At 65.1% G+C, this 23,744-nt stretch carries 25 protein-coding genes; 14 read left to right on the top strand and 11 right to left on the bottom strand.

Annotated elements, in window-relative coordinates:
- Nucleotides 1–48: 48 nt before the first annotated feature.
- A complete protein-coding gene (shbA, locus tag CH268_RS24570) occupies nucleotides 49–630 on the bottom strand; it encodes an RNA polymerase sigma factor ShbA (protein WP_027495956.1) in 582 nt (193 codons plus the stop codon).
- 196 nt (nucleotides 631–826) lie between these two features.
- Here shbA and CH268_RS24575 point away from each other — a divergent pair, with 196 nt between their 5' ends.
- Nucleotides 827–1,774 (top strand): alpha/beta fold hydrolase, encoded by a 948-nt coding sequence (locus CH268_RS24575; RefSeq protein ID WP_032385719.1) that lies wholly within the window; start codon nucleotides 827–829, stop codon nucleotides 1,772–1,774.
- Nucleotides 1,775–1,841: 67 nt separating this feature from the next.
- Here the strand turns inward: CH268_RS24575 and CH268_RS24580 are convergent, their stop codons facing one another.
- The 3 genes from CH268_RS24580 to CH268_RS24590 form a co-directional block, all read right to left on the bottom strand.
- A complete protein-coding gene (locus CH268_RS24580) occupies nucleotides 1,842–2,516 on the bottom strand; it encodes a hypothetical protein (protein ID WP_027495954.1) in 675 nt (224 codons plus the stop codon).
- 192 nt (nucleotides 2,517–2,708) lie between these two features.
- Complete coding sequence (locus CH268_RS24585; protein ID WP_094666147.1) at nucleotides 2,709–4,043, bottom strand: ammonium transporter; 1,335 nt, start codon at nucleotides 4,041–4,043, stop codon at nucleotides 2,709–2,711.
- Entirely contained in the window at nucleotides 4,040–4,771 is a 732-nt protein-coding gene (locus tag CH268_RS24590) for an enoyl-CoA hydratase (RefSeq protein WP_027495952.1), read from the bottom strand. The genes CH268_RS24585 and CH268_RS24590 overlap by 4 nt, the downstream gene beginning before the upstream one ends.
- A gap of 55 nt (nucleotides 4,772–4,826) precedes the next feature.
- Between CH268_RS24590 and CH268_RS24595 the strand changes: the two genes are divergently transcribed.
- Nucleotides 4,827–5,900, top strand: coding sequence for an NAD(P)-binding domain-containing protein (locus CH268_RS24595; RefSeq protein WP_094666213.1), 1,074 nt, complete (start codon nucleotides 4,827–4,829; stop codon nucleotides 5,898–5,900).
- On the opposite strand, the gene CH268_RS24600 is transcribed toward CH268_RS24595, so the two are convergent.
- Together CH268_RS24600 and CH268_RS24605 are read right to left on the bottom strand one after the other, a co-directional pair.
- The gene (locus CH268_RS24600; protein WP_094666148.1) at nucleotides 5,897–6,718 is read right to left on the bottom strand and encodes a uroporphyrinogen-III synthase; all 822 of its coding nucleotides are present in this window, start codon (nucleotides 6,716–6,718) and stop codon (nucleotides 5,897–5,899) included. The genes CH268_RS24595 and CH268_RS24600 overlap by 4 nt on opposite strands.
- A 102-nt stretch (nucleotides 6,719–6,820) precedes the next feature.
- Nucleotides 6,821–7,669: an aldo/keto reductase gene (locus CH268_RS24605; protein WP_032381819.1), complete on the bottom strand. Its 849-nt coding sequence runs from the start codon at nucleotides 7,667–7,669 to the stop codon at nucleotides 6,821–6,823.
- A 57-nt stretch (nucleotides 7,670–7,726) separates the two neighbouring features.
- Between CH268_RS24605 and CH268_RS24610 the strand changes: the two genes are divergently transcribed.
- The gene (locus CH268_RS24610) at nucleotides 7,727–9,391 is read left to right on the top strand and encodes an ABC-F family ATP-binding cassette domain-containing protein (RefSeq protein ID WP_094666149.1); all 1,665 of its coding nucleotides are present in this window, start codon (nucleotides 7,727–7,729) and stop codon (nucleotides 9,389–9,391) included.
- 37 nt (nucleotides 9,392–9,428) lie between these two features.
- On the opposite strand, the gene CH268_RS24615 is transcribed toward CH268_RS24610, so the two are convergent.
- Nucleotides 9,429–10,259, bottom strand: coding sequence for an alpha/beta fold hydrolase (locus tag CH268_RS24615; protein WP_255182493.1), 831 nt, complete (start codon nucleotides 10,257–10,259; stop codon nucleotides 9,429–9,431).
- An 81-nt stretch (nucleotides 10,260–10,340) separates the two neighbouring features.
- On the opposite strand from CH268_RS24615, the gene CH268_RS24620 reads away from it, so the two are divergent.
- From CH268_RS24620 to CH268_RS24645, 6 genes are all read left to right on the top strand, one after another.
- Nucleotides 10,341–10,796: a MarR family winged helix-turn-helix transcriptional regulator gene (locus CH268_RS24620; RefSeq protein WP_094666150.1), complete on the top strand. Its 456-nt coding sequence runs from the start codon at nucleotides 10,341–10,343 to the stop codon at nucleotides 10,794–10,796.
- A gap of 64 nt (nucleotides 10,797–10,860) precedes the next feature.
- On the top strand, nucleotides 10,861–11,133 hold the full coding sequence (locus CH268_RS24625; RefSeq protein WP_032365905.1) for a helix-turn-helix transcriptional regulator: 273 nt from the start codon (nucleotides 10,861–10,863) through the stop codon (nucleotides 11,131–11,133).
- Entirely contained in the window at nucleotides 11,130–11,684 is a 555-nt protein-coding gene (locus CH268_RS24630) for a hypothetical protein (RefSeq protein WP_094666151.1), read from the top strand. Before CH268_RS24625 ends, CH268_RS24630 begins: the two co-directional genes overlap by 4 nt.
- Nucleotides 11,685–11,700: 16 nt before the next feature.
- Nucleotides 11,701–12,594 carry an ABC transporter ATP-binding protein gene (locus CH268_RS24635; protein ID WP_032371290.1) on the top strand — a complete coding sequence of 298 codons (894 nt, stop codon included), beginning with the start codon at nucleotides 11,701–11,703 and terminating at the stop codon, nucleotides 12,592–12,594.
- The gene (locus CH268_RS24640; protein ID WP_094666152.1) at nucleotides 12,591–13,790 is read left to right on the top strand and encodes an ABC transporter permease; all 1,200 of its coding nucleotides are present in this window, start codon (nucleotides 12,591–12,593) and stop codon (nucleotides 13,788–13,790) included. Before CH268_RS24635 ends, CH268_RS24640 begins: the two co-directional genes overlap by 4 nt.
- A 9-nt stretch (nucleotides 13,791–13,799) precedes the next feature.
- On the top strand, nucleotides 13,800–15,293 hold the full coding sequence (locus tag CH268_RS24645; RefSeq protein WP_094666153.1) for a carboxyl transferase domain-containing protein: 1,494 nt from the start codon (nucleotides 13,800–13,802) through the stop codon (nucleotides 15,291–15,293).
- Nucleotides 15,294–15,311: 18 nt separating this feature from the next.
- On the opposite strand, the gene CH268_RS28580 is transcribed toward CH268_RS24645, so the two are convergent.
- The gene (locus CH268_RS28580) at nucleotides 15,312–15,743 is read right to left on the bottom strand and encodes a hypothetical protein (RefSeq protein WP_094666154.1); all 432 of its coding nucleotides are present in this window, start codon (nucleotides 15,741–15,743) and stop codon (nucleotides 15,312–15,314) included.
- Between the two features lie 192 nt (nucleotides 15,744–15,935).
- Here CH268_RS28580 and CH268_RS24655 point away from each other — a divergent pair, with 192 nt between their 5' ends.
- Both CH268_RS24655 and CH268_RS24660 read left to right on the top strand, forming a co-directional pair.
- Nucleotides 15,936–17,792: a propionyl-CoA synthetase gene (locus tag CH268_RS24655; RefSeq protein WP_094666155.1), complete on the top strand. Its 1,857-nt coding sequence runs from the start codon at nucleotides 15,936–15,938 to the stop codon at nucleotides 17,790–17,792.
- A 70-nt stretch (nucleotides 17,793–17,862) separates the two neighbouring features.
- Nucleotides 17,863–18,765: a DMT family transporter gene (locus tag CH268_RS24660; RefSeq protein ID WP_094666156.1), complete on the top strand. Its 903-nt coding sequence runs from the start codon at nucleotides 17,863–17,865 to the stop codon at nucleotides 18,763–18,765.
- Nucleotides 18,766–18,771: 6 nt separating this feature from the next.
- On the opposite strand, the gene CH268_RS24665 is transcribed toward CH268_RS24660, so the two are convergent.
- Nucleotides 18,772–20,100 carry a cryptochrome/photolyase family protein gene (locus tag CH268_RS24665; RefSeq protein ID WP_094650590.1) on the bottom strand — a complete coding sequence of 443 codons (1,329 nt, stop codon included), beginning with the start codon at nucleotides 20,098–20,100 and terminating at the stop codon, nucleotides 18,772–18,774.
- A gap of 151 nt (nucleotides 20,101–20,251) precedes the next feature.
- On the opposite strand from CH268_RS24665, the gene CH268_RS24670 reads away from it, so the two are divergent.
- The 3 genes from CH268_RS24670 to CH268_RS24680 are packed head-to-tail and all read left to right on the top strand — an operon-like array spanning nucleotide 20,252 to nucleotide 22,494.
- A complete protein-coding gene (locus CH268_RS24670) occupies nucleotides 20,252–20,458 on the top strand; it encodes a hypothetical protein (protein ID WP_032365896.1) in 207 nt (68 codons plus the stop codon).
- Nucleotides 20,459–20,467: 9 nt separating this feature from the next.
- A complete protein-coding gene (locus CH268_RS24675) occupies nucleotides 20,468–21,196 on the top strand; it encodes a response regulator transcription factor (RefSeq protein ID WP_032365895.1) in 729 nt (242 codons plus the stop codon).
- Nucleotides 21,193–22,494 (top strand): sensor histidine kinase, encoded by a 1,302-nt coding sequence (locus tag CH268_RS24680; protein WP_094666157.1) that lies wholly within the window; start codon nucleotides 21,193–21,195, stop codon nucleotides 22,492–22,494. Before CH268_RS24675 ends, CH268_RS24680 begins: the two co-directional genes overlap by 4 nt.
- An 11-nt stretch (nucleotides 22,495–22,505) precedes the next feature.
- Here CH268_RS24680 and CH268_RS24685 read toward each other — a convergent pair whose 3' ends face one another.
- Both CH268_RS24685 and CH268_RS24690 read right to left on the bottom strand, forming a co-directional pair.
- Nucleotides 22,506–22,865, bottom strand: a complete 360-nt coding sequence (locus tag CH268_RS24685; protein WP_027495932.1) for an FKBP-type peptidyl-prolyl cis-trans isomerase — start codon at nucleotides 22,863–22,865, stop codon at nucleotides 22,506–22,508.
- Between the two features lie 84 nt (nucleotides 22,866–22,949).
- Nucleotides 22,950–23,624, bottom strand: coding sequence for a DUF2848 domain-containing protein (locus tag CH268_RS24690; RefSeq protein ID WP_094666158.1), 675 nt, complete (start codon nucleotides 23,622–23,624; stop codon nucleotides 22,950–22,952).
- Between the last annotated feature and the right edge of the window lie 120 nt (nucleotides 23,625–23,744).

The raw sequence follows: 23,744 nt of genomic DNA on the forward strand, positions 1-23,744 counted from the left end.
AACCGGCTTATCGGACATACGTCTCGGACACCCATCCACCGGGCGATGTCAGGCAGCTGTGCGGGCCGCCAGTAGCGAGAAGTTCGACAGTTCGGCGCGCAGCATGTTCATCGCCCGGTGCTGGGCCACCCGCACTGCACCGGCCGTCATTCCCAGAGCTTCGCCGGTCTGCGGTGCCGTCAGGCCCCACACCACTCGCATCAGGATGATCTTGCTGTACTTCGGGGGCAGGGTGTTCATCAGGGCCTGCGCATGGGAGCGGAGTTCGTCGCCGAGCGCGACCTGCTCGGGACCGTCCTCACCCGACACTTCCTCGGGCAGCTCGGCCGTCGAGAACGTCTGCCGCAGAGCCGATCGTCGGCCGGCATCGGCCAGTTTGTGAGCAGCGATGCCGTAGACGAAGGCCATGAACGGTTTGCCCATGTCGCGGTACTTGGGTATCGCGGTGACCAGAGCGAGGCAGACGTCCTGCACCACGTCGTCGGCCGCGACATCGAGATTGCCGATCCGAGAGGCGCAGTAGCGGCGAATCGGAGGCTGGATCAACACCAGTACGCGTTCGAGTGCGGCGCGGTCACCCGCGACGGCCCGCGGTACGACGTCTTCGAGCGTGTCCATGGAAGTGCTCATGGCCGATCTCCTTCTTGGCAACGCGCGCCCTCACCTGAACGCTCACCAGTACTTCGAGGCAGCCGACCGTTCGGCTTGGTCGGATCGGCTACCACAATCGAGAAGAATGTGACTCAGGTAACACGGCGTGTCGTCCGAGCGACGTACCGGACAACATCCACGTCGCGTCACGTGACCCTGACACCGCGGAGCGCACATGAGTACGAGTGAGCAGAACCACCTGGTCGGTCGCCGGAGCACCGTCGCCGCAGGGGACGGCACCACGCTCGCAGTGCGCGAGTTCGGACGGCCCGATGCGGCTCTGACCGTGGTGTTCGTCCATGGACACTGCCTGCGGATGCAGTCGTGGACCGAGCTGCGCACCCACGTCGAGGATGTCTGGGGCGAGGACACGCGAATCGTTCTGTACGACCACCGCGGCCACGGCGAATCCGGTGCCGCAACGCCCGACAGCTGCACCATCGATCAGCTCGGCGAGGACCTGGCCGACGTGATCCGCGCTGTCGTCCCGGTCGGGCCGTTCGTTCTGATCGGCCACTCGATGGGCGGCATGACGGCGCTCTCCTACGCGCGTCAGTACCCGGATGCCGTCGGCTCGCGCCTCGTCGGGGTCGGGTTGATCGCGACGTCCGCAGGCGGGATCACCGACGACGGGCTCGGTCGCTGCCTCGCGCATCCGGCCGTGTCGGCGTTTCAGGCAGCTGTTCGACGGGCCCCTCGATTGATGTCGGGTGCCAAGAGGCTCAGTCGCGGGGTGTGCGCGCCCATCGTCAGGACGGCGGGATGCGGCTCCCACAAAGTCAGCCCGCGGGTGGTCACTCTGGCGACGGCGATGCTCGGCGACACGTCCATCGTGACGATGGCCGGCTTCCTCGGCGCGTTCCGCGGACTCGACGAGGTGGCCGGTCTGGCCGCGCTGGCCTCGATTCCCACGCTGGTGCTGTGCGGTTCGGACGACCTGATGACGCCGATGCGACACTCGGAAACCCTTGCATCCCACCTGCCTGATGCACGGTTGGTACGTATCGCGCAGGCCGGACACATGGTGATTCTCGAACGAGCACACGAGGTGGCGGACGCCATCGTCGAACTCGTGACGGCAGCTCGGCGAGCTCACGTGGGGGATCTCGCCTTGGCTCGCTAGACCTTTCGACGACTGTGGCCCGCACCGGATATCCGATGCGGGCCACAGCACTGTTGTCGAGGCGGTGTTACTTCTTCACTGCGGGAGGAGCGTTGAGCAGCTGGATGAACTGTCCGGCGTTACCGATGACTGCGCCGAGGCCACCGGCAGAGGTGCCGGCGAGCGATCCGATGGCACCGAGGGCGATTGCGCCGATGACGCAGCCGCCGATGGGGCCTGCTCCGAGAAGAGTCGCGACCGGTGCGGTCACGACGACTCCCGTGATGATTCCGAGGATGCATCCGCCGACGATTCCGGTTGCAGCACCGAGGAATCCACCGACGGAGGCGGTGAGGCTGAGGTTGTCCTTGACGCCTGCGACTGCGGCGGGCAGGTCGACCTGCTGCAGGCCGGGAAGGGAGGTGGAGACCGGGGTTGCCGCGGCAGGCGAGACATCAGCGGTCAGAGTGGCGTGGTTGCCGTCGATGTCGGCAGCGACGGGGTGCGAGAATCCGTCGGCGGCGATGGCGAGCGGTACGGAGTCGACGAGTGCGCCGTTGGCGTCACGGACGACCAGGTGGTTGTCTTCGTTGCTCAGGGTGCCGGCCGTCGTGTCGACGAGGACCTGGTTGCCGGCCTGGGTGACGTTCCACCCGACGGCAGCGGCGGGAGCCGGTGCCGGATCCGCATAGGCGGTGCCCATGGCGGTCGTCATCGCTGCAATGACCAATGCGGACGTTGCCGCGAATCGAGTCAGCTTCATGTTCCTCAGTCTTTCGTCGTGTCCATCTCTCGATACCGAGCAGCGAAAAGCTATGGGCACAACGAGCGTGAAGAGCGAACCGAAGATGAACGAGAGGGGTCGAACCGAACAACGATCGATCGCATCAACGCGAAAGGGACAGAACGACTTTCAGCGACCGATCGGTTCGTAAAGGACGCGCAGGGTTTGCCCCTACTTACCGAAAAGACCAGGCTTGTTGCTGCCTCCGTGGCCCACTCCGAAGTCGTAGGCGGACTCGGCGTGCTCGTGCTCGTCCAGGCCGTCGGCCTCGTGCTGCGCGTCGGCGCGCACGCCCATGACGGCCTTGATCGCGAACGCGATAGCGGTGGTGACGACTGCCGTGTACGCGAACACCGCCACGACGGCGATGGCTTGCACCCAGAGTTGATGCAGACCGCCGCCGTACAACAAACCGTCCTTGCCCGCCGGCATCTGCGCACTGGCGACGAGTCCGACCATCAGCGTTCCGACGACACCGCCGACGAGATGCACACCGACGACGTCGAGTGAATCGTCGTAGCCGAAGCGATATTTGAGGCCGATCGCCAACGCGCACAACGCACCCGAGACGATGCCGATCGCGGCTGCACCGATCGGTGTGACGGCAGTACACGACGGCGTGATCGCGACGAGTCCGGCCACCACTCCGGACGCCGCGCCGAACGACGTCGCGTGCCCGTCCCGCCATTTCTCGACGACGAGCCACGCCGCCATCGACAGCGCGCCCGCGCCCATCGTGTTCACCAGCGCCACTGCGGCAACGCCGTCGGCCGCCAACGACGAGCCCGCATTGAAACCGAACCAGCCGAACCAGAGCAGTCCGGCTCCGAGCATGACGGCCGGAAGATTGTGCGGACGCATGGGATCTCGCGGCCACCCGCTCCGCTTGCCGACCACGAGGGCCAGCACCAGCCCGGCCACACCCGCGTTGATCTCCACGGCCGTGCCACCGGCGAAGTCGATCGCGCCGAGCCTGTTGGTGATCCACCCGCCGAACTCACTGGTGAGCCCGTCGAGCGAGAACACCCAGTGCGCCACAGGGAAATACACCAGCGTGGACCACAGGGCCGCGAACAGCACCCACGGCACGAACCGCATCCGGTCTGCGACGGCACCGGAGATCAGCGCGACCGTCACCATGGCGAATCCCGCTTGAAATGCCGCGAACACCAACGCCGGAACGGTTCCCACCAACGGAATCGACACCGTGCCCGCCGCCGAGGTGTATACGCCGCCGAGCAAACCCTCGAAACCGGCGTACTGCAACGGGTTTCCGATCCAACCGCCGATCACGTTGTCGCCGAACACCATCGAGAACCCGAACGCCAACCACAGCAGCCATACGACGGCGATGGCCGACAGGCTCATCATCATCATGTTCAGCACGCTCTTCGAGCGCACCATGCCGCCGTAGAAGAAGGCCAAGCCCGGCGTCATCAGCAAAACCAGCGCGGTGCTCGCCAGCAACCAGGCCGTGTCGCCCGCGTCGGGCGCTCCGTTGATCACTTGCCCACGAATTTCGGTGCGCGCTTCTCGGCTCTCGCGCGGCGCGCTTCCTTCATGTCCGCACTGCTCCACGCGGCCTCGAATGCCGCGCGCTGTGCGGGCGTCGGATCGTCGTGCGCGCCGTCGTCGTTGAACACCAGTTTGAGGTGTCGCAGCGCCAAGGGGGCAAGGGCAGTGATCGAGTGCGCCCACTGCACGGCAACATCGCGATCGCCGAGCTTGTTGGCCAGACCGCATGTATACGCCTGATCGGCGTGCACCCGTTCGCCGCCGAGCAGGATCGTGCGCGCCACGCCGCCGCCGGCCAATGCCGCCAGCCGCTTGATCGTCCAGTTGCTCACTGCGATTCCGAGACGCGTGGAGGGAATCTCGAAGAATGCCTCGGGTGCGACCACCCGCAGGTCGCAGGCAATGGCCAGTTGCGTCCCGGCTCCGACGGCAGGCCCGTTGATCGCCGCCACGACTGGAACGGACACTCTCTCGATGGCGTTGAGCATGCCTTCCAGCGTCTCGCCGAATGCGTCAGGAAACGCATCTCCGGTCAGGTCGGCACCGGCGCAGAAGCTACTGCCCTGTCCGGTGATCACCACGACCCGCGCGCCGTCGGCATCCGCCTGCTCGACTTCGCGTCGTAGGGCGACACAGAGATCCGTGCTCAGCGCATTGCGCTTGTCCGGTCGCTGCAATTCCAGGATGACGACATCGCCGTCACGAGTGTGTCCGATCACGCCGAGCAGGTTACCGGCTGGTAGCGGCGGTCACAGGGCGGGGCCTGATCTACTGATACTCGTGATCGACACTCGGGTTGCTGTCATCGGTGCCGGCCAGGCCGGGCTCTCGGCCGGCTACCACCTCCGGCGGGCCGGACTTGCCGCAGGTGCGGGCTTCGTCATGCTCGACCGCTCCCCCGGACCCGGCGGTGCCTGGCAGTTCCGGTGGCCGTCGCTGACGCTCAGCACCGTCAACGGAGTGCACGATCTGCCCGGGATGCCCTTCGCCGACACGCTGGGAAACGAGCCACCCGAATCCATCGCGGCAGCCGACGCGGTTCCCCGCTACTACCGCGCGTACGAGGAACGGTTCGAACTGAATGTCCGACGCCCCGTCACGGTGACGGTCGTGTGCGACCGCGAACCACTCTTTCGGGTCGAGGCCGGGGACACGGTCGTCATGGCCGAGGGCCTCATCAATGCGACCGGAACGTGGGAGAAGCCGTTCGTTCCGCACTACGACGGAGCCGAGACCTTCACCGGTAGACAACTGCACACCAAGGACTACCGAACCGCGGACGAGTTCGTCGGCAAACACGTCGTCGTGGTCGGCGTCGGAATCTCGGCCGTGCAGCTACTCGACGAGATCTCGCAGGTGACCACAACAACATGGGTGACGCGTCGACCACCGGTGTTCCGGGACAGCCAGTTCGACCACGACGCCGGACGCAAAGCCGTCGCCATGGTCGAGGAGCGGGTGCGAGCGGGCCTGCCGCCGGGCTCGGTCGTCTCGGTGACCGGCCTGTTGCTCACTCCGTCGCTGGCTGCCGCCCGCGAGCGCGGGGCTCTCGAACGCAAGCCGATGTTCTCGTCCATCACCGCCGATTCCGTTGTGTGGGAGGACGGTTCGGCCCAGCACGCCGACGTGATCCTGTGGGCCACCGGATTCCGCAGCGCCCTCGATCACCTTGCCCCGCTGCGACTGCGCGGGCACGGCGGCGGAATCGTCATGGACGGCAGGCTGACCACCCGGGTCGCCGCGAACCATCGCGTCCACCTGCTGGGGTACGGCCCGTCCGCGAGCACGATCGGGGCGAACCGGGCCGGGCGAGCAGCGGTGACGGAGTTGCTCGAGACTCTGGGTTAACCCAGCTGCTCGACGACGAACTTGGCCAGGGAACCGAGACGCGCACGGCTCGGCATCGACGTCGGAACGCCCAACGCATCCAACGGGGCCGACGTCACCGGCCCCACGCAGATCGCGGCGACGGGGCCTCGAAGTGCGGCGAGGAAGGCGTCGAGCATGCCGTTGTCCTTGGCCGTCGACAGCAGGGAGGCGACGGCGGGAGCGCTCGTGAACGTCACTGCGTCCACTCGATGCTCGATGATCTGTGCCAACAAGTCCATGAGCGGGGCCTGATCGACGGGGCGGATCCAGCGGTACACGGGGATCGGGCGTACATGCGCGCCGAGTTCGCTCAGAGCATCGCTCAGGTGAATCGTCGGTTCCCATTCGGTGATGACGCCGTGCAGTTGCACGGCGATGTCGGCACCGGAAATACCCTGGGCAGCAAGATGATCGGCGACTTCCTGCGATGCTTCGGTGGCGGGCGACCATTCATCACGCAGCCCGGCACCCCGGATCGCACCACGCGCTTTGGGGCCACGCGCAATGATTCGCGTGTGCCCGAGCGCTGCCAGGAGGTCGTCGCGCACACCCCATTCGGCCGCCGCATCGAGCCAGCCACGGAAGCCGATACCGGTGCTGATCACCACGATCTGCGGGGGACGATCGACGATGCCTTCGGTAGCCGACTTCAGCTCCGAGTCGTCGATCAGGGGCAGAACATGAATCGCCGCGGCGTGAACGATGTTCGCGCCGCGGCGTTCGAGCATGGTGGCCAATTCGTCTGCACGCCGCTCGGCGGTGAGGGCAACGGTCTTGCCTGCGAGCGGTTCCGACATGGGTACAGACTAGGCCCCCATGTGCGCACTGTGCCCGCGGTCGTTCCGCAGGCTCCACTCCGGACTTCGTAGTCCACTACGAAGTTCCACTCACACGGCGGGTCAGCTGCTGAACTTGTCCGGGTCCGGGCCGGTGCGGCCGTCGGCGGTGTCCAGAGCGTTGATCTGCTGAATCTCGTCGTTGCTCAGCTCGAAGCCGAACACGTCGAAGTTGCTCGCGATCCGCTCCGGGGTGACCGACTTGGGGATCACGACGTTGCCGAGCTGGATGTGCCAGCGCAGAATGACCTGGGCCGGGGTGACGCCGTGTGCCTCGGCGATGGGCGCGAAGGCCGGGTCGTCCAGAACGGTGCCGGAGCCGAGCGGGCTCCAGGCCTCGGTGGCGATGCCCTTCGAGGTATGGAAAGCGCGCAGTTCTTCCTGGATGAAGCGCGGATGCAGCTCGATCTGGTTGACCGACGGGACCTCACCGACGGCGTCCATCAGCTTCTCGAGCGTGGGGATGGTGAAGTTCGAGACGCCGATCGAACCGATGCGGCCGTCCGACTTCAGCTTCTGGAACGCCTTGAACGTGTCGATGTACTTGTCGCGATCGAGCTGCTGCCAGTGAATCAGGTACAGGTCGAGGTACTCGAGGCCCAGACGATCCATGCTGGCGTCGAAGGCCTTCAGGGTGGAGTCGTAGCCCTGATCGTCGTTCCACAGCTTGGTGGTGACGAACAGTTCGTCGCGCGCGATGCCGGACTCCGCGATGGCCTTGCCGGTGCCGGCCTCGTTCTCGTACACCTTGGCGGTATCGATGCTGCGGTATCCGACCTTCAGCGCCTCGGCCACGGCGGCCTGCGCACCGTCGTCGGGAACCTGCCACACACCGAACCCGAGCTGGGGAATCGACGTGCCGTCGTTGAGCACGATGGTCGGGACAGTACTGGTCTCGGCTGAATACGTCATACGAATGCCAACGGACGGCGCTGTGAATCTGTTCCCGGTCCCGGGGATACTGGTCCGGTGACTGCCACGCTCCGCATCGACGATCTGGCCGCCTTTCACGGCGATCGAACCCTGTTCTCCGGACTCGATCTGACGGTCACCGAAGGTGATGTGATCGGGTTGGTCGGTGCGAACGGTGCCGGTAAATCGACGCTGTTGACGCTGCTGGCGGGCGTGGGAACGGCCGATCACGAGGGTGAGATCTACACCAGCCCGCCCGACGCAACCGTCGGTTATCTGGCGCAGGAGCCCGAGCGCATCGCCGGGGAGACGGTGTTGGATTTCCTCGGCCGGAGGACCGGGGTCACTGATGCCGAAGCCTCCATGAACGCAGCCGCCGAGGCGTTGGGTGGCAGCGACTCCGGTCACTCCGCAGGCTCCGCTCCTGCCGACGAGGACCTCTACACCCCTGCGCTGGAGAGGTGGCTGGCGCTCGGCGGTGCCGACCTGGCGGAGCGGACGGCGAAGGTACTCGCGGATCTGGGCCTCGATGTCGACGGCGGCGCATTCATGACGGATCTATCGGGCGGGCAGGCTGCCCGCGCCGGTCTCGCCGCGATTCTCCTCGCTCGCTACGACATTCTGCTGCTCGACGAGCCCACCAACGACCTGGACCTCGCGGGCCTCGAGCAACTCGAACAATTCGTCGTCGCGACGCGGGCGGCCATCGTCGTCGTCAGTCACGATCGCGAGTTTCTGGCCCGGACGGTGACGGGAGTCGTCGAGCTCGATCGAGCGCAGCGTCGCATCGATGTGTACGACGGCAGCTACCAGTCCTACCTGGCGGAACGAGAAATTGCGCGCCAGCATGCCCGGGAGAAGTACGACGAGTTCGCAGACACCAAGTCGGCGTTGGAGTCTCGCGCGCAGATGCAGCGGAACTGGATGGAATCGGGCGTCCGCAATGCGCGACGCAAGGCCACCGACAACGACAAGATCGCCCGCAAGACCCGCGCCGAGTCGACCGAAAAGCAAGCCGCGAAAGCTCGTCAGACACAGCGCCGCATCGAGCGACTCGAGGTGGTCGAGGAACCCCGTAAGGAATGGGAACTGCGGATGGAGATCGCGGCGGCTCCTCGCAGCGGGACCGTTGTCGCGGTGTTGGGCGGAGCCGTCGTACGCCGATCGGAGTTCACCTTCGGTCCGGTGACGACGCAGATCGACTGGGGCGATCGCATCCTCATCACCGGACCCAACGGCTCCGGCAAGACGACGTTGCTCTCGGTACTGCTGGGCCGGTTGACGCCGGACGAGGGAACGGCCTCACTGGGTTCGGGTGTGGCGATCGGCGAAATAGACCAGGCACGAGCATATTTCGTCGGCGACGGAACAGTGTCCGACGCCTTGAGTGCAGCAGTTCCCGAGTGGCCCGACGCCGAGGTCCGCACACTGTTGGCCAAGTTCGGGCTGCGCGGCGACGACGCACTGCGGCCGGCGTCGTCCCTGTCGCCGGGTGAACGAACCCGTGCCGCACTCGCATTGCTACAGGCCCGCGGCGTGAACCTGCTGGTGCTGGACGAGCCCACCAACCACCTCGACCTGCCCGCCATCGAACAACTCGAACGCGCGATGGAAAACTTCGAGGGCACCCTGCTGCTGGTGACACACGATCGCCGCATGCTCGACACGGTTCGCGGCACTCGTCACTGGACGATGAACGATGGGCAGCTGAGCGAGAAGTAGGTCGCGCTGAATCGGGTGCAGCTGCACCCGATTTTCGTCAACTGAGAAGAATTTCGTTCACCTCGGCGGCGGGAAGCATCGGCATCGTGTGATGCGTGGCTCCGTCGAGTATCACGGTCCGCGCTGCAGGCAGGGCGGTTCGGACCGCCGATTCGATCCGAGCGGCATTGTGCACCTTGCCATTCCCTGCCAGCACCACGGTTGTCGCTACACCGAAGTTCGCGAACGCAGCAGAATTCGGCCGCTTCGGAACAATGGTTTTTGTGGTCGGAGCATGCGCGGCTCCCAGAGCAAGTACGTCGAGCCAATCCGGATCCAACTGCGCGTCATCGGTTTCCCATCGGACGAAAGCACGCTGCCGTTTCTCGTTGGGAGACAGCAGTATCGGTAGGGCGTGCAGCAGGTACCGCGGACTCATGGAGCCGAAGCATGCGTTGGGATCGAGTAGCGTCAGCGCATCGACGCGGCTCTCGTTGCGCAAGGTGTACGCCAGAGCGATCATCGCGCCGTAGGAATGGCCGCACAGTGCCACAGCTCGAAGGCCCAGTTCATCCAGCACCGCCGTCACCCAGTTCAGCAGCTCGTCCACGGAGTCGACGGACTGCTCACCGGGAACACTGCGCCCGACGTCGCCCATGAGGTCGACCGCGTACACCCGATAGTGGTGCGAGAGCGCCTCGACGTTGGCGAACCAAACGGTCGACGTCGCACCCGCGCCCGGCAGCAACACCAGCGCCGGACCGTCGACGGGCCCGCAAGCGTTGATTCGTGTGGCACCGTGCACCGTGTTCACGTCGATGGCCCGGGTATCAGCCGGCCACTTCCGCAGCACTCGGTCGTAGGCGGAGAAGAATTCGTCCAGCGTCACTGCAACCCTCCATTCTCTCGATGATCGAGATAGTAGACAATAGAGAGACTTCCCGTCCAGCATCTCCCGAGGGATCAGCACATGACCGAGCCCGCCTCCACCGTCCATCAGCTACGCGCACTGACGGTCGACCTCGATCTTCTGGGCGCAGAATTCGCGCAGAGACATGCGCTCCACCCGACGGATATCCGGGCGCTGATCTGTCTCCTCGACGCGGACCGAGCCGGAACGCGCGCTACGCCCGGTTGGCTAGGAACCCAGCTGGGCCTGGAATCCGCGTCGGTCACGGCCCTGATCGATCGAATGACCAAGCGTGACTTGGTGTTACGCGAACCCGACCCGTCCGACCGCAGGCGAGTACTGCTGCACGTGACTGCGCACGCGTCGGAACTCGGGACAACGTTCTTCGGCCCCGTAATCGGCCAGGCCGTCGACGAGCTCGCCCGCTTCACGCCCGAGCAGCGGGCAACGATCGATGAGTTTCTGACCACGATGCGCGCCATCGTCGCCTCCGCTCGGGAGCAGCAGACACCGTAGACAAATCAGCAGTTTTGTTATTAACGGTTGACACATCGTTGGGTTTATACAACACTTCATTGTCATGAGCCCCGTCAAGCGCGGTACCGCGCTCCCGATCTACAACAGGGTGGGTGTTCTGCGGGCAGAACGAAAGATGAGCCGCGCGCAACTGGCCGAACTCGTCGAAGTGAATCCCCAGACGGTGGGAGCCCTCGAACGAGGCGACCACTACCCGAGCTTGGACCTCGCGATGCGCATCTGCGACGTCTTCGATCTGCCGATCGAAGCGGTGTTCTCACGCACCGAACTCGGACCACTCTCGGCCGAACTCTTCCGAAAGGAAAAGGATCGATGACCACGCCCGGCTCCGACATCCTCACCCGCTATCAGGCCTATCGCACCCGGCGATTCCTGGAGAACGACGCCAACACCAGACATTGGCTTCCCAAGTGGCGCACGCAGCATCGTCGCCGCATTCTCGCCATCGCAGTGATTGCTGCCGGCCTGACGTTCCTCGTCATAAGCATCTCGACGCTATTCTTCTCGTGGGCCGCAATCGCCTGGATTCCCGCCGCACTCATCTTCATACCGATCTGGACCGCTCTGCAAACGGTCTCCGGCCGCCACAGCGATGCGCCCGTCGGAGCACTGGACGAATGGGAAGTACAGCAGCGCAACGAAGCTCGATCCATCGGCCTCACCGTCACGCAAGGGTTGGTCATGGCTGCGGCCTTCGCGCTGATCGTCCTGTCCACGACCTTTCCGGACCTCCCCCGTCTCGCCTACGCCGGCGGCGGCTGGACTCTCGCGGCACTGATGATCGGAATATCGACCCCGGCAATCATTCTCGCGTGGATAACCCCCGACCCTGAACCAGAAGACACCGAAGAGTTCGACCAGCAGTAACGACCGAAAGGGCACCATGAGCACCCTCACGATCGACTCCGTCTCCAAGAGATACGGCGACAAGATCGCCCTCGACAACCTGAGTTTCGACGTCCGGCCGGGCGAATTGTTCGGCTTCGTCGGCAGCAACGGCGCGGGCAAGACCACCACAATGCGCATCGCGCTGGGCGTGCTGTCGGCAGATTCCGGCCAGGTTCTGTTGGGCGGCAAGCCCGTCGACCTCGATGTTCGCCGCACCATCGGTTACATGCCGGAGGAACGCGGGCTGTACCCGAAGATGAAGGTCGGCCCGCAATTGGCGTACATGGCCGAGCTACACGGCCTCTCGTCAAAGGATGCCAAAGCCGCGGTGATCCGCTGGACCGAACGCCTCGGCATCGACGAGCGCGTCAACGACACCGTCGACGCATTGAGCCTGGGAAATCAGCAGCGCGTGCAGTTGGCAGCAGCGCTGGTGCACGACCCCGCAGTGCTCGTGCTGGACGAACCGTTCTCCGGCCTCGACCCGATCGCCGTCGACGTCATGAGCGAAGTTCTCCGCGAAAAGGCCGCTGCCGGAGTGCCGGTGGTGTTCTCGAGCCACCAACTCGATCTGGTGCAACGCCTGTGCGACCGCGTCGGCATCATCGCCGCCGGCTCGATGAAAGCCGTCGGAACCGTCGACGAACTCCGCGGATCAGGAGATTCGCACCTGCACGTCCACGCACCGAACGCTGCCCCCGGATGGGCGTCGGGCATCGCCGGAGTGAGCACACTCGGGCACAGCGACGGCATCACCGTTCTCGGGCTGGCACCGGGAGCCGATGATCAAGAAGTCCTGCGGGCCGCGCTCGCGACCGGACCGGTACACGAATTCTCCATCCAGAAACCTTCCCTGAGCGACCTGTTCCGAGAGGCGGTAGTGGCATGAGCTCACAACTGAATTCCTTCAGCGCGGTCTCACTGATCGCCAAGCGCGAGTTCACCGTTCAGGTGATGAAGAAGAGCTTCGTCATCAGCAACGTGATCATCCTGGCCGTCATCGTCGGCGGCATCATCGCATTCTCGATCTTCTCCGGCAGCGGTGACGAAGAGCGCGACGTCATCGGCGTCGCCGGGGACCAGTCCATTGCAACGGTATTGGAGGCGACCGGCGACGCCGTCGGTAGCCCCGTCGAAGTCCGTGACGTTGCCGACGCGGCGGCCGCGCGCAGTGGCGTCGAATCCGGGGATCTCGATGTGGCGCTGGTTCCGGACGGCACTGCGGGCGCGTACACGGCCGTCACCGCGTCCGAACTGACCGGCACGTTGCGCGCCGTCGTCGAAGGCAGTGTCGCGACGCAGGCCACGAATGCTGCACTGGCGCAACAGGGTGTCGACCAGAACGAGCTCGGGACAGCGACGAGTGCCGCGACGGTCACCGTCGACGCGATCGATCCGCCCGACCCGGAAGCCAGTCAGCGGACCGCCTTGGCTCTGTCCGCCGTGTTCCTGCTGTACGCACAGATCATCGGTTTCGGAATGTACGTCGCGATGGGTGTCGTCGAGGAGAAGTCCTCGCGAGTCGTCGAACTGCTGCTCTCCACCGTCCGCCCCCTGCAGCTGCTGTGGGGCAAGATCCTCGGTATCGGCGCGGTCGGCATCCTGCAGCTCGCGCTCTACGGAATCGCCGGTGTGGGAGCAGGACTGGGCACGGGAGTCCTCACCGTCACGGGTGCCGCGCTGAGCGTCTTCGCGGCAACGCTGGCCTGGTTCATCTTGGGCTTTGCATTCTTCGCGGTGCTCTACGCGGCCGGCGGCTCGATGGTCTCGCGGCAGGAGGACGTGAACTCGACGACCATGCCGCTGCTGATCCTGATCATGGCGATGTTCTTCGCGGCCTTCTATTCCGTCAGCGATCCGGAGAGCACCCTTGCCAACACGTTGAGCTGGATTCCCCCGTTCTCGGCGATCATGATGCCGTTGCGCATCGCTGCCGGCGTTACTTCGCCAGTACAGATCGTCGGCTCGGCAGTCCTGATGGTGATCACCACCGCCATCCTGGCCATGGGCGCAGCAAAGATCTACCAGCGTTCCATTCTTCGGATCGGCAAGACCGTCTCGTGGAAGGAAGCGTTTTCTCGCTAGGGTTCTTCTATGAGCCCACGGACATCCGCCGCCGAGATTCTCGATTCCGTTCTCGACGGCGGATCGTTCGTGTCGTGGGACTCCACGCCCGTGGACGTCCATCCTGGGGAGTCCTATCTGAAGGATCTGGCCAAAGCTCGCGAGAAGAGTGGCGTCGACGAATCGGTGTTGACCGGCGAGGGCACCATCGACAGCCGACGCGTCGCGTTCATCGCCTGCGAGTTCGCGTTTCTCGCCGGATCGATCGGAGTCGCGGCGGCCGAGCGCATCACCTCCGCCATCGAGCGCGCCACTGCAGAGGGCCTGCCACTCATTGCCTCCCCCACCTCCGGCGGCACGCGCATGCAGGAGGGCACATTGGCCTTCGTGCAGATGGTCAAGATCGCCTCCGCCGTCACCGCACACAAAGCGGCGCACCTGCCGTATGTGGTGTATCTCCGCAATCCGACGACCGGGGGCGTATTCGCATCCTGGGGTTCTCTGGCCCACGTCACCGTCGCCGAACCCGAGGCCCTCATCGGGTTCCTCGGCCCGCGGGTATATCAGGCCCTGTACGACAAGCCATTTCCCGATGATGTCCAGACCGCCGAGAATCTGTACCAGCACGGTGTCATCGACGGTGTGGTGCCCGTCGAGCAAGTGCGTCACTTGCTGATCCGCACGCTGCGAGTGATCGTCGACGCATCCGTGTGGACGGACGTTCCCGAAGTCGGACGTACGAGTATTCCCGAGCAATCGGCCTGGCACTCGGTGGAGTCGTCACGTCGCGTCGATCGACCCGGGATTCGGCAACTGATCGAACATGCTGCGGCCGAGCATGTTCCGCTCAGCGGCACCGGCCAGGGCGAGGCCGACACCTCGATCCTGTTGTCACTGTGCCGCATTCGCGGTGTCTCCTGCGTGCTGTTCGGCAACGACCGAAGCAGCAGCACCGCCACAGCAACAATGGGCCCGGCAGCACTACGAGAAGCTCGCCGCGGCATGCGCCTGGCCGAGGAACTCCGGCTACCTCTGGTGCTCGTCATCGACACATTCGGCGCAGCACTGTCCAAGGAAGCCGAGGAGGGTGGTCTCGCTCCCGAGATCGCGCGGTCGATCTCCGACCTGGTCACCGTGAACACCCCGACGGTGTCGGTACTACTGGGCCAGGGCACCGGCGGCGGAGCACTCGCACTGCTGCCCGCGGACCGCGTCCTGTGTGCCCAGAATGCCTGGCTCGCACCACTTCCACCCGAGGGAGCCAGCGCAATCGTGCACCGCGATACCGCCCATGCACCGGACATGGCCGAGGCTCAGGGCATTCGGTCGGTCGACCTGCTGCGAGACGGCATCGTCGACGCCATCGTTCCCGAACTCCCCGACGCAGCCGACGAACCGGCCGCGTTCTCCGGTCGCATCGCCGATGCCATTGTCCGCGAACTACGCGAGCTGTCGACCCTCGAAGCGGCAGCTCGGACGAATGCCAGACTCGGCCGCTACCGCACTCTCGGGGTCACCTTGTGAGTGGAAACTCGACCCCTGCTACGAGACCGGAGTGGAGCCTGCGGAACGACCGCAGGCTCCGCCGTGCACGTGCGAGGTCACGAGCGCTACCACATCGCCCGCCCGGAGGTCTGCTGGCAACTCGACCGGACTGACGCAGCAGCGACCCGGACCGTGCACGTCGACCTTGACCACCGGACCCACCGAGTGCCGGTTGACCACTACGGCCTGCTGAAGATCACCGAACTCCGCATCGACGCCCACCTCGCCGGCGATGACCGACCGCACGCGAGTGATCAGGATCCGACCCCACTGCACCGGAGTGCCCTCGGCATCGGCCACATCCTCGAGCGCGACGCCGTCGACGGTGATGCGACCGCACACACAGTGAGTGTCCGCCGGCCAGAGCGCTGGATCGCACCGCGACACATAGGCGGCACCGAGAGACGGAAGTATGTCCACAAGAGTCATGAGAAGAAGTCTTGCGCCGGGCGGTGGCGTCGAACAGGGGTGTTGACGCAATCTTGACGCCCCGGCCGTGAATATTGACGCAGACCGGGCACGATTGCACACAACGACCGCCGGTCGACGGGATTCCGCCGGTCGTCGCCGGTAGTGCGCAACCCGGCCCGGACCACCCCACCTCGAACTACGCTCGCAGACATGAGTGGCGAGTATCGGCAGGCATTCGACAGCAGCATCGAGAACCGCGAGGACTTCTGGCTGGCGGCCGCGTCGGGAGTCGACTGGGACACCCCACCCACCACGGCGTTCGACGGCTCGCAGTGGTTTCCCGAAGCCCGTCTCAACACCTGCGTCAACGCACTCGATCGGCACGTCGACGCCGGCCACGGTGACCGGACCGCGTTGATCTACGACTCGGCGATGCTCGGGCTCACCCGGAGCTACACCTACGCCGAACTTCTCGACGAGACCAAGCGCTTCGCCGGGGTGCTGCGCGCGCAGGGCGTCGGACCGGGCGACCGTGTGGTCATCTATCTGCCGATGATCCCCGAGGCCGTCATCGCGATGCTCGCGTGTGCGCGACTCGGTGCGGTGCACTCGGTGGTGTTCGGCGGATTCGCCGCCAAAGAACTCGCGGCCCGCATCGACGACGCCGAGCCGGTACTGCTGATCACCGCGAGCGGTGGGTTCGAGCCGGGTCGCGTCATCGAGTATCTGCCGTTGGTGCAGCGCGCCCTGACGCTCACGACCGCGAACACACCGGCCGTGATCGTGAAATCACGAGAGGGCATTCCCGGCGAACACGAGTGGCTGGATTGGGACACCCTCATCGCCGACGCGTCAGCCGCACAACCGGTTTCGATGGCGGCGACGGATCCGCTGTACATCCTCTACACGTCGGGTACGACGGGCAAGCCCAAGGGCGTGGTGCGCGACAACGGCGGTCATGCCGTCGCGTTGACGTGGTCGATGCGCAACATCTACGACGTGGATGCCGGTCAGGTGATGTGGACGGCCTCGGACGTCGGGTGGGTGGTGGGACACTCGTACATCGTCTACGGCCCGCTGTTCGCCGGTGCCACAACGGTTCTCTACGAGGGCAAGCCTGTCGGGACTCCCGATGCAGGCGCGTTCTGGCGGGTGATTCAGGACCACGGTGTGCGGGCCCTGTTCACCGCACCGACCGCGCTACGCGCCATTCGCAAGGTCGATCCGCACGCCGCCGAGCTCGAGAAATACGACACGTCCTCGCTCGAGACACTGTTCGTCGCCGGTGAACGCCTCGATCCCGATACGTACGAGTGGATTTCACGCACCCTCGATCGACCCGTCGTCGACCATTGGTGGCAGACCGAGACCGGGTGGGCCATCTGCGCCAACCTTCGCGGGCTGGAACCACTTCCGATCAAACCCGGATCGCCGACCGTGCCGGTACCGGGATTTCAGGTCGGTATCCTCGACGCGTCCGGTAATCCCGTGGACGCAGGCTCGGAGGGCAACATCGTCGTGCAGCTGCCACTGCCGCCCGGTGCACTGGTCGGACTGTGGAACGACGAATCACGTTTCCAGCGTTCGTATCTCGATACTTTCCCCGGTTACTACCTCACCGGCGACTCCGGTTACATCGACGCCGACGGTTACGTCTACGTACTCGGTCGCAGCGACGACGTCATCAATGTCGCCGGCCACCGCCTGTCCACCGGGTCGATGGAGGCGGTGCTCGCGGGCCATCCCGCCGTCGCCGAATGCGCCGTCATCGGTATCCACGACGACCTCAAAGGCCAGCGTCCCAGCGGATACGTGGTTCTCAAGGCCGGCGAGAACATCTCCGAGGAGCAATTGCGTACCGAACTGGTGGCCATGGTCCGCGATCAAATCGGTGCACTGGCGACCTTCCGCGATGTGACGATCGTCGGAGCTCTGCCGAAAACCCGCTCGGGCAAGATACTCCGAAAGACGATGCGACAGATCGTCGCCGGTGAGCAGTACGGGGTCCCGTCGACCATCGAGGATCCCGCGGTCCTCGATGCACTGGAGAAGCTACTCGGCAGATAGGCGGAAACAGGCGCAACCATGGCCGAAACCCGCGCGCCATGGGGCACTCCCGCACGATAGCGTCCTCGGCATGACAGATCTCGACACCCGCCCCGCCGTCGACTGGCTCGCCCTCGGTGCGGTCACCGTCACGGTGATCTCGTGGGCCTCGGCCTTCGTCGCCATCCGCGGCGTCGGCGAATCGTTCGGTGCCGGCCCACTCGCTCTGGGCAGGCTCCTCATCGGATCGTGCGCACTCGGCGCGATCGTGTTGATCAGGAGACAGTGGGTCAAGCCGAACCGCACGCAGTGGTTACAGATCGCCAGCGTCGGCGTGTTCTGGTTCGGCGTTTACAACGTCGCCCTCAACGCCGCCGAGCAACGTGTAGACGCCGGAACGACGTCGATGATCATTCAGATCGGCCCTATCCTGGTGGCCCTGTTCGCCGGTCTGCTTCTGGGCGAGGGCTTTCCGAAGTGGTTGGTGATCGGTGCCGGTATCGCGTTCGCCGGTGCTGTCATGGTCGGCGTCGTCACCGCCGTCACCACCACCTCGACCACCAGGACGGACGCCGACTTCCTCGGCATCGCACTGTGTCTCGTATCCGCAGTGACCTATGCGATCGGAGTACTCAGCCAGAAGCCGGTACTGCGCACGGTCCCCGGCCTGCAGGTCACCTGGATGGCCTGCACCATCGGCGCGGTCTGCACGCTTCCGTTCGCGCCGGCTCTGCTCGACGACCTGTCGACCGCCTCGGCCGGAGCCACCGGCGGATTGGTCTATCTCGGCCTGGTTCCCACTGCGCTGGCGTTCAGCACCTGGGCTTACGCGTTGACGAAAATGAACGCAGGCAAGCTCGGCATCACCACTTATGCGGTGCCGCCGATCACCATCACTCTGGCCTGGTTGTTGCTCGGCGAGATACCGCACATTCTCGCCGTCGTCGGCGGTGTCATCTGCCTCGTCGGGGTCGGGTTGTCCCGCAGGAAATAGCAGCCGTTACAGCGCCTTGAACCGAGCGATAGCAACCTCACGCTCGTGCTTGTGGTCGACGATCGGATCCACGTACTCCTTGGGTCGGCCGAACTTCAACGTGTGCACGGCTTTTCCCTCCTCACCGCGTAGCTCCGGCACCCAGCGCCGCACGTAATCGCCTGTCGGATCGAATTTCTCACCTTGGGTGATCGGGTTGAACACTCGAAAGTACGGCGAGGCGTCGGTACCGGTGCCCGCGGTCCACTGCCAGCCGTGCTGGTTGTTGGCCAGATCGCCGTCGACGAGATGCTGCATGAAATAGCGGGCACCTCGCCACCACGGCAGGTGCAGGTCCTTGACGAGGAACGACGCAACGATCATACGGACCCGGTTGTGCATCCACTTCTCCGAGTTCAATTGCCGCATACCGGCATCGACGATCGGAAAGCCGGTCTCGCCCTTACACCAGGCCTCGAACAGCTCGTCGGCGTGCTTGCCCGAGTCCAGTTCGATCTTGTCGAACTTCTTCACGTAATTCTCACGCGCGCTGTCGGGGCGCTGAAACAGGATGTCGGCGTAGAAGTCTCGCCAGCAGATCTGCCGACGGTACGACGCGGCACCCTCGTTGCGGAGCTTGCCCAGGTCGGCCAGCATGGTTCGCGGGTGAATGGTGCCGTACTTCAGATGCACCGACATCCGGCTCGTCGAATCGAGATCGGGGCGGTTGCGTTCGTCGTCGTACTTCGAGACGTCGTCGAGAAAGTCCTTCCACTGTGCCAGTGCGGCCTTCTCCCCTGCGTCGGCGTCGGAGGTTTCCGTCTCGCTCGGAATCTTCGCCCGCTTCACGCCTTTCACGTCGTCGGGGTCGATCCACGTCACGGTTTTCGCGGACGTATCGGCCGGTCCACGCCAACCGTGTTCCATCCACTGCCGTGAGTACGGCGTGAACACCTTGTACGGCTCACCGTCGTCCTTGGTGATTCGTCCGGGCGCAACGGCATACGGCGAACCGGTCTCGACCAGCGTCACCTTCTCGCCGACGCGCTGGTCCCGCGACCGGCCGTACGGACCGTAATCGGCGCTGATGTGGACCTCGTCGGCGTCGATCGCCTTCGCCACCTTCGGCACCACCGTCTCGGGGTCGCCGTGCACCACCATCAGCCTGCCGTCGAGCTGCTCGTCCAGTGCCTCGAGCGACCGGAACAGGAAGTCCTTGCGCGGACCGCCGGAGGGCTTCAGCAATCGGTCGTCCAGTACGAAGAGCCCCAGTACCGGATCCCCGGACTCGGCAGCGGCGGTGAGGGTGGGCAGATCCCCCAGTCGGAGATCACGGCGAAACCAAACGAGCGACATGCCGTCAGTCTTACCCAACCCGGCTACGAGCAACCCCCATCGCTGTTTCGGGGATTCTCAGAGAATCGCCAATCCATGCTCACCGACGCCGCAACATCGCCCCCTACCTTGGGAAATACGCCGATCAGCCGCGAGCAGAGGAGAGAACATCATGACGAACATCCGCCCCTTCCCCGGTGCCCTCTCCCTCGTCGAGAGCACCTGCACGTTCGAGAAGTACTACGAGCAGCTCTATGCCAAGGCACCCGCCCTCGCCTGGACCCTCGACGCCGACGTCGATCGCCGCACGGCCCTCGAGGAATTCTTCGCCAAGACGCCCGAGGAGCGGCGTACCACCGTAGACAGCTGGGTTGCCTAGCATTGGGAGGTGACCGAATCGCCGAGCACCCCCGCCACCGTCCTCGTCGTCGACGATGACACCGATGTGTTGTCGTCGCTGCAGCGCGGCCTGCGCCTGTCCGGCTTCACGGTCATCACTGCGTCGGACGGGGCCGAGGCGCTCGGCGTGGTGTCGCGCACCTCGCCCGACGCGATCGTGCTGGACATCAACATGCCGGTGCTCGACGGCGCAAGCGTCGTGACTGCGTTGCGCGCCATGGGGAACGACATTCCGATCTGTGTTCTCAGTGCCCGCAGCTCCGTGGACGATCGCATCGCCGGTCTCGAATCCGGCGCCGACGACTACCTCACCAAGCCGTTCGTGCTCGCCGAGCTGGTGGCCCGCATCCGGGCCATGCTTCGACGGCGCGGCACCAGTCCGGTCATTCCCGCAGCCGATCCTGGTATCCCCAATTCGGCTGTCGCCGTAGGTACTTTGGTCGTCGACATCGCCGGGTACCGAGTGCACCGCGGCGGTGCCGACATCGATCTCACGAAGCGTGAGTTCGAGTTGCTGGCCATTCTTGCTCGCAACAAGGGCGTCGTACTGACGCGCGAGCGACTCCTCGAATTGGTCTGGGGATACGACTTCGTCGCCGACACCAACGTCGTCGACGTGTTCGTCGGCTATCTACGCCGCAAACTCGAGAGCGACGGCTCGCCGCGCATCCTGCACACCGTCCGCGGTGTGGGCTTCGTCGTGCGGGAGTCGGTATGAGTTTCTCACTTCGCGCCAGGGTCGCGGCGGCGACTGCCCTCGGTGCCACCCTCGTCGTGGCGGCCCTGGCCGTGGTGACGTCGGTGGCCATTTCCCGTAACAACGTCAACCAGCTCGACGAGCGTCTGACGACGGCATCGCAGGTGCTGGTCCCGAACTCGTCGACGCTGGAAGCCTTCATCGATCAGCTGTCCGGAGCGTTCGCCGTCACCATTCGCAGCGGAGACATCGTCGTCGCCTCGACTCCTACGCGGTTGCCGGCCCTCGACACCGGTTCTCAGACAGTGGATGTGGACGGTCAGCGTTTTCGGGTCTACACCGCGACCTCGACCGTGGTCTCGTCGGTGTCCATCTCCATCGGTGTCCCGGCCATCGAGGCGCAGCAGGTGACCGACGAGCAACAGAGACAGGTGATCCTGCTGGGGCTGGCGGCGGTCGCCGTGTCGACGGGCCTGGGTTGGCTGTTCGGCGGACGTGCTGTCAGACCGCTGGTGACGCTGACGCGGCAGGTCAGCGCTCAGCCTCCGTCGGCGCCGCAGACCCGAACCGGAGTCACCGAGGCCGACGAGCTCGCGGTCGCGATCGGGGGCATGCTCACCCGACTGAACGAGGCACAGGAACGCACCAATGCCGCCCTGGACACGGCGCGCGATTTCGCGGCCGTGTCGGCCCACGAGCTGCGCACCCCGTTGACTGCGATGCGTACCGACATCGAAGTGCTGCGCACCCTCGACCTCGAGCGCGCGCAGCAACAAGAAATTCTGACCGACCTCGAGCGCACTCAGGGCCGAGTCGAGACGACCCTGACCGCGCTCGAACGATTGGCGTCGGGTGAATTGTCCAGCGAGGGCGACCGGGTCGAGACCGACATCATCGACATCTGCGACGTCGCCGCGCAGGATGCGCAGCGTCAGCACCCAGGTCTGGACGTTCGGGTGGAGTCGGAACCGGAGTGCGAGATCACGATTCGCGCACTCCCCACCGGAGTTCGACTCGCGGTGGACAACGCGATCGGCAACGCCGTCCGGCACGGCGGGGCGAGCACCGTCGTCATTCGCGCCGAGCGCGCGGACGCGCTGGTCCGAATCATGATCGACGACAACGGATCCGGCGTTCCGGTGGACGAACGCGAATCGGTGTTCGGACGCTTCGAGCGTGGAGCCGGAGCCGCGAAGGGCGGCTCCGGCCTCGGTCTCGCGCTGGTGGCCCAGCAGGCCGAATTGCACGGTGGCCGCGCATATCTGGCAGACAGCCCCCTCGGGGGTGCCCGATTGGTGCTCGAGCTACAGGACCGCTGACGAGAGATCTGCTACTTGACGTCGAGCAGATCGATGACGAAGACGAGCGTCTTGCCGGACAGACGGTGACCTGCGCCGGCGGGGCCGTACGCGAGCTCCGGCGGGATGGTGAGCTGGCGGCGTCCGCCGACCTTCATCCCGGGGATGCCGTCCTGCCAGCCCTGAATGAGGCCTCGGAGCGGGAACTGGATGGACTCGCCGCGGTTCCAGGACGAGTCGAACTCCTCGCCGGTGTCGAACTCGACGCCGACGTAGTGCACCTCTACGTTTCCGCCCGGTACTGCCTCTGCGCCGTCACCTTCGACGAGGTCGACCGTCACCAGATCCAACGGTGCCGGTCCGGCTTGAAATTCGATCACTGGCTTCGTCACTGAAGTCTCCTGCGGTTGTGCCGGCCCGCCGACGCCGACTGCGGTGTTCTGGGCATGGTCGGCATCGATTTTACGTCGTCACGGTCAGCCGATCGGAGCTGGCATCAACATCGTCTTGTATTCGCAGGTCAGCGTATTGCCGGTTGCGGGGTCGGCCATCTCGACCTTCCAGGTGTCGGCGAACTGGTTCACACCGGGGTGCATCGAGATGGTGCCGGAGATCAACACGGTTCCACGGGTGAACAGTCCACGGTCGGCGAGCACGTCGAGCCAGTAGTGCGGAGCGAGAAGATCACCGAGTGTTCCGGTCTGAATTGCGACGCCGTCCGCCCACGCGGTCAAGGTGATCTCGTCCAGCCGATCGGCGACCTCCGACAGACGCCACGCGCCGGTGCCGAGCACATCGGGTGCCGCGTTCTTGCTCCACGCGACACTGTGGACTTCGAGGTCACGGTCGGTGTGATCGCAGGCGACCGTCAGCAGCACGTCGTCGATCGTGTCGCCCAGGATCACCAGCGCCCACTCGGCCTCGCCCGACGTACGGCCGTGCTGGACGGCAACGGCGTCCGTCTGCTGCGCCAGGTACGGCGAAATGGGATAGAGCGCCGGGGTCACCGTCGGAGCCGGAACGCCCAGTTCGGCCAGCTCCGCGATGTGCGACGCCACCTCCTCCTGGTTGCGTCCGGCGTAGCCGGCGTTGAGCAACGCGTTCACCTCGACCGATTCGGAGGTGCCGTCGGGCAGCGTGAATGTGAGCATCAGTAAGGACCCTCTCCTCGTAAATTTTCTGTTTCCGATGCGCCCAAAGGCTTGCGCATACGTCTTGTATACAGCAAGTATGGAGCACGTACAACGGATAGAGTGATCCCAGGCACACGA

The sequence above is a fragment of the Rhodococcus sp. 06-1460-1B genome (genome assembly GCF_002258475.1).
In the GTDB taxonomy this organism is placed as follows: Bacteria; Actinomycetota; Actinomycetes; order Mycobacteriales; family Mycobacteriaceae; genus Rhodococcoides; species Rhodococcoides fascians.

Bases quoted from the DNA above. Each gene is read 5' to 3' on its own strand.
- CH268_RS24655 (WP_094666155.1), top strand. From the start codon at position 15,936: ATGAGTGGCGAGTATCGGCAGGCATTCGACAGCAGCATCGAGAACCGC.
- CH268_RS24670 (WP_032365896.1), top strand. From the start codon at position 20,252: ATGACGAACATCCGCCCCTTCCCCGGTGCCCTCTCCCTCGTCGAGAGC.
- CH268_RS24660 (WP_094666156.1), top strand. From the start codon at position 17,863: ATGACAGATCTCGACACCCGCCCCGCCGTCGACTGGCTCGCCCTCGGT.
- CH268_RS24690 (WP_094666158.1), bottom strand. From the start codon at position 23,624: ATGCTCACATTCACGCTGCCCGACGGCACCTCCGAATCGGTCGAGGTG.
- CH268_RS24625 (WP_032365905.1), top strand. From the start codon at position 10,861: ATGAGCCCCGTCAAGCGCGGTACCGCGCTCCCGATCTACAACAGGGTG.
- CH268_RS24620 (WP_094666150.1), top strand. From the start codon at position 10,341: ATGACCGAGCCCGCCTCCACCGTCCATCAGCTACGCGCACTGACGGTC.
- CH268_RS24580 (WP_027495954.1), bottom strand. From the start codon at position 2,516: ATGAAGCTGACTCGATTCGCGGCAACGTCCGCATTGGTCATTGCAGCG.
- CH268_RS24605 (WP_032381819.1), bottom strand. From the start codon at position 7,669: ATGACGTATTCAGCCGAGACCAGTACTGTCCCGACCATCGTGCTCAAC.
- CH268_RS24600 (WP_094666148.1), bottom strand. From the start codon at position 6,718: ATGTCGGAACCGCTCGCAGGCAAGACCGTTGCCCTCACCGCCGAGCGG.
- CH268_RS24645 (WP_094666153.1), top strand. From the start codon at position 13,800: ATGAGCCCACGGACATCCGCCGCCGAGATTCTCGATTCCGTTCTCGAC.
- CH268_RS24635 (WP_032371290.1), top strand. From the start codon at position 11,701: ATGAGCACCCTCACGATCGACTCCGTCTCCAAGAGATACGGCGACAAG.
- CH268_RS24630 (WP_094666151.1), top strand. From the start codon at position 11,130: ATGACCACGCCCGGCTCCGACATCCTCACCCGCTATCAGGCCTATCGC.
- CH268_RS24680 (WP_094666157.1), top strand. From the start codon at position 21,193: ATGAGTTTCTCACTTCGCGCCAGGGTCGCGGCGGCGACTGCCCTCGGT.
- CH268_RS28580 (WP_094666154.1), bottom strand. From the start codon at position 15,743: ATGACTCTTGTGGACATACTTCCGTCTCTCGGTGCCGCCTATGTGTCG.
- shbA (WP_027495956.1), bottom strand. From the start codon at position 630: ATGAGCACTTCCATGGACACGCTCGAAGACGTCGTACCGCGGGCCGTC.
- CH268_RS24640 (WP_094666152.1), top strand. From the start codon at position 12,591: ATGAGCTCACAACTGAATTCCTTCAGCGCGGTCTCACTGATCGCCAAG.
- CH268_RS24575 (WP_032385719.1), top strand. From the start codon at position 827: ATGAGTACGAGTGAGCAGAACCACCTGGTCGGTCGCCGGAGCACCGTC.
- CH268_RS24665 (WP_094650590.1), bottom strand. From the start codon at position 20,100: ATGTCGCTCGTTTGGTTTCGCCGTGATCTCCGACTGGGGGATCTGCCC.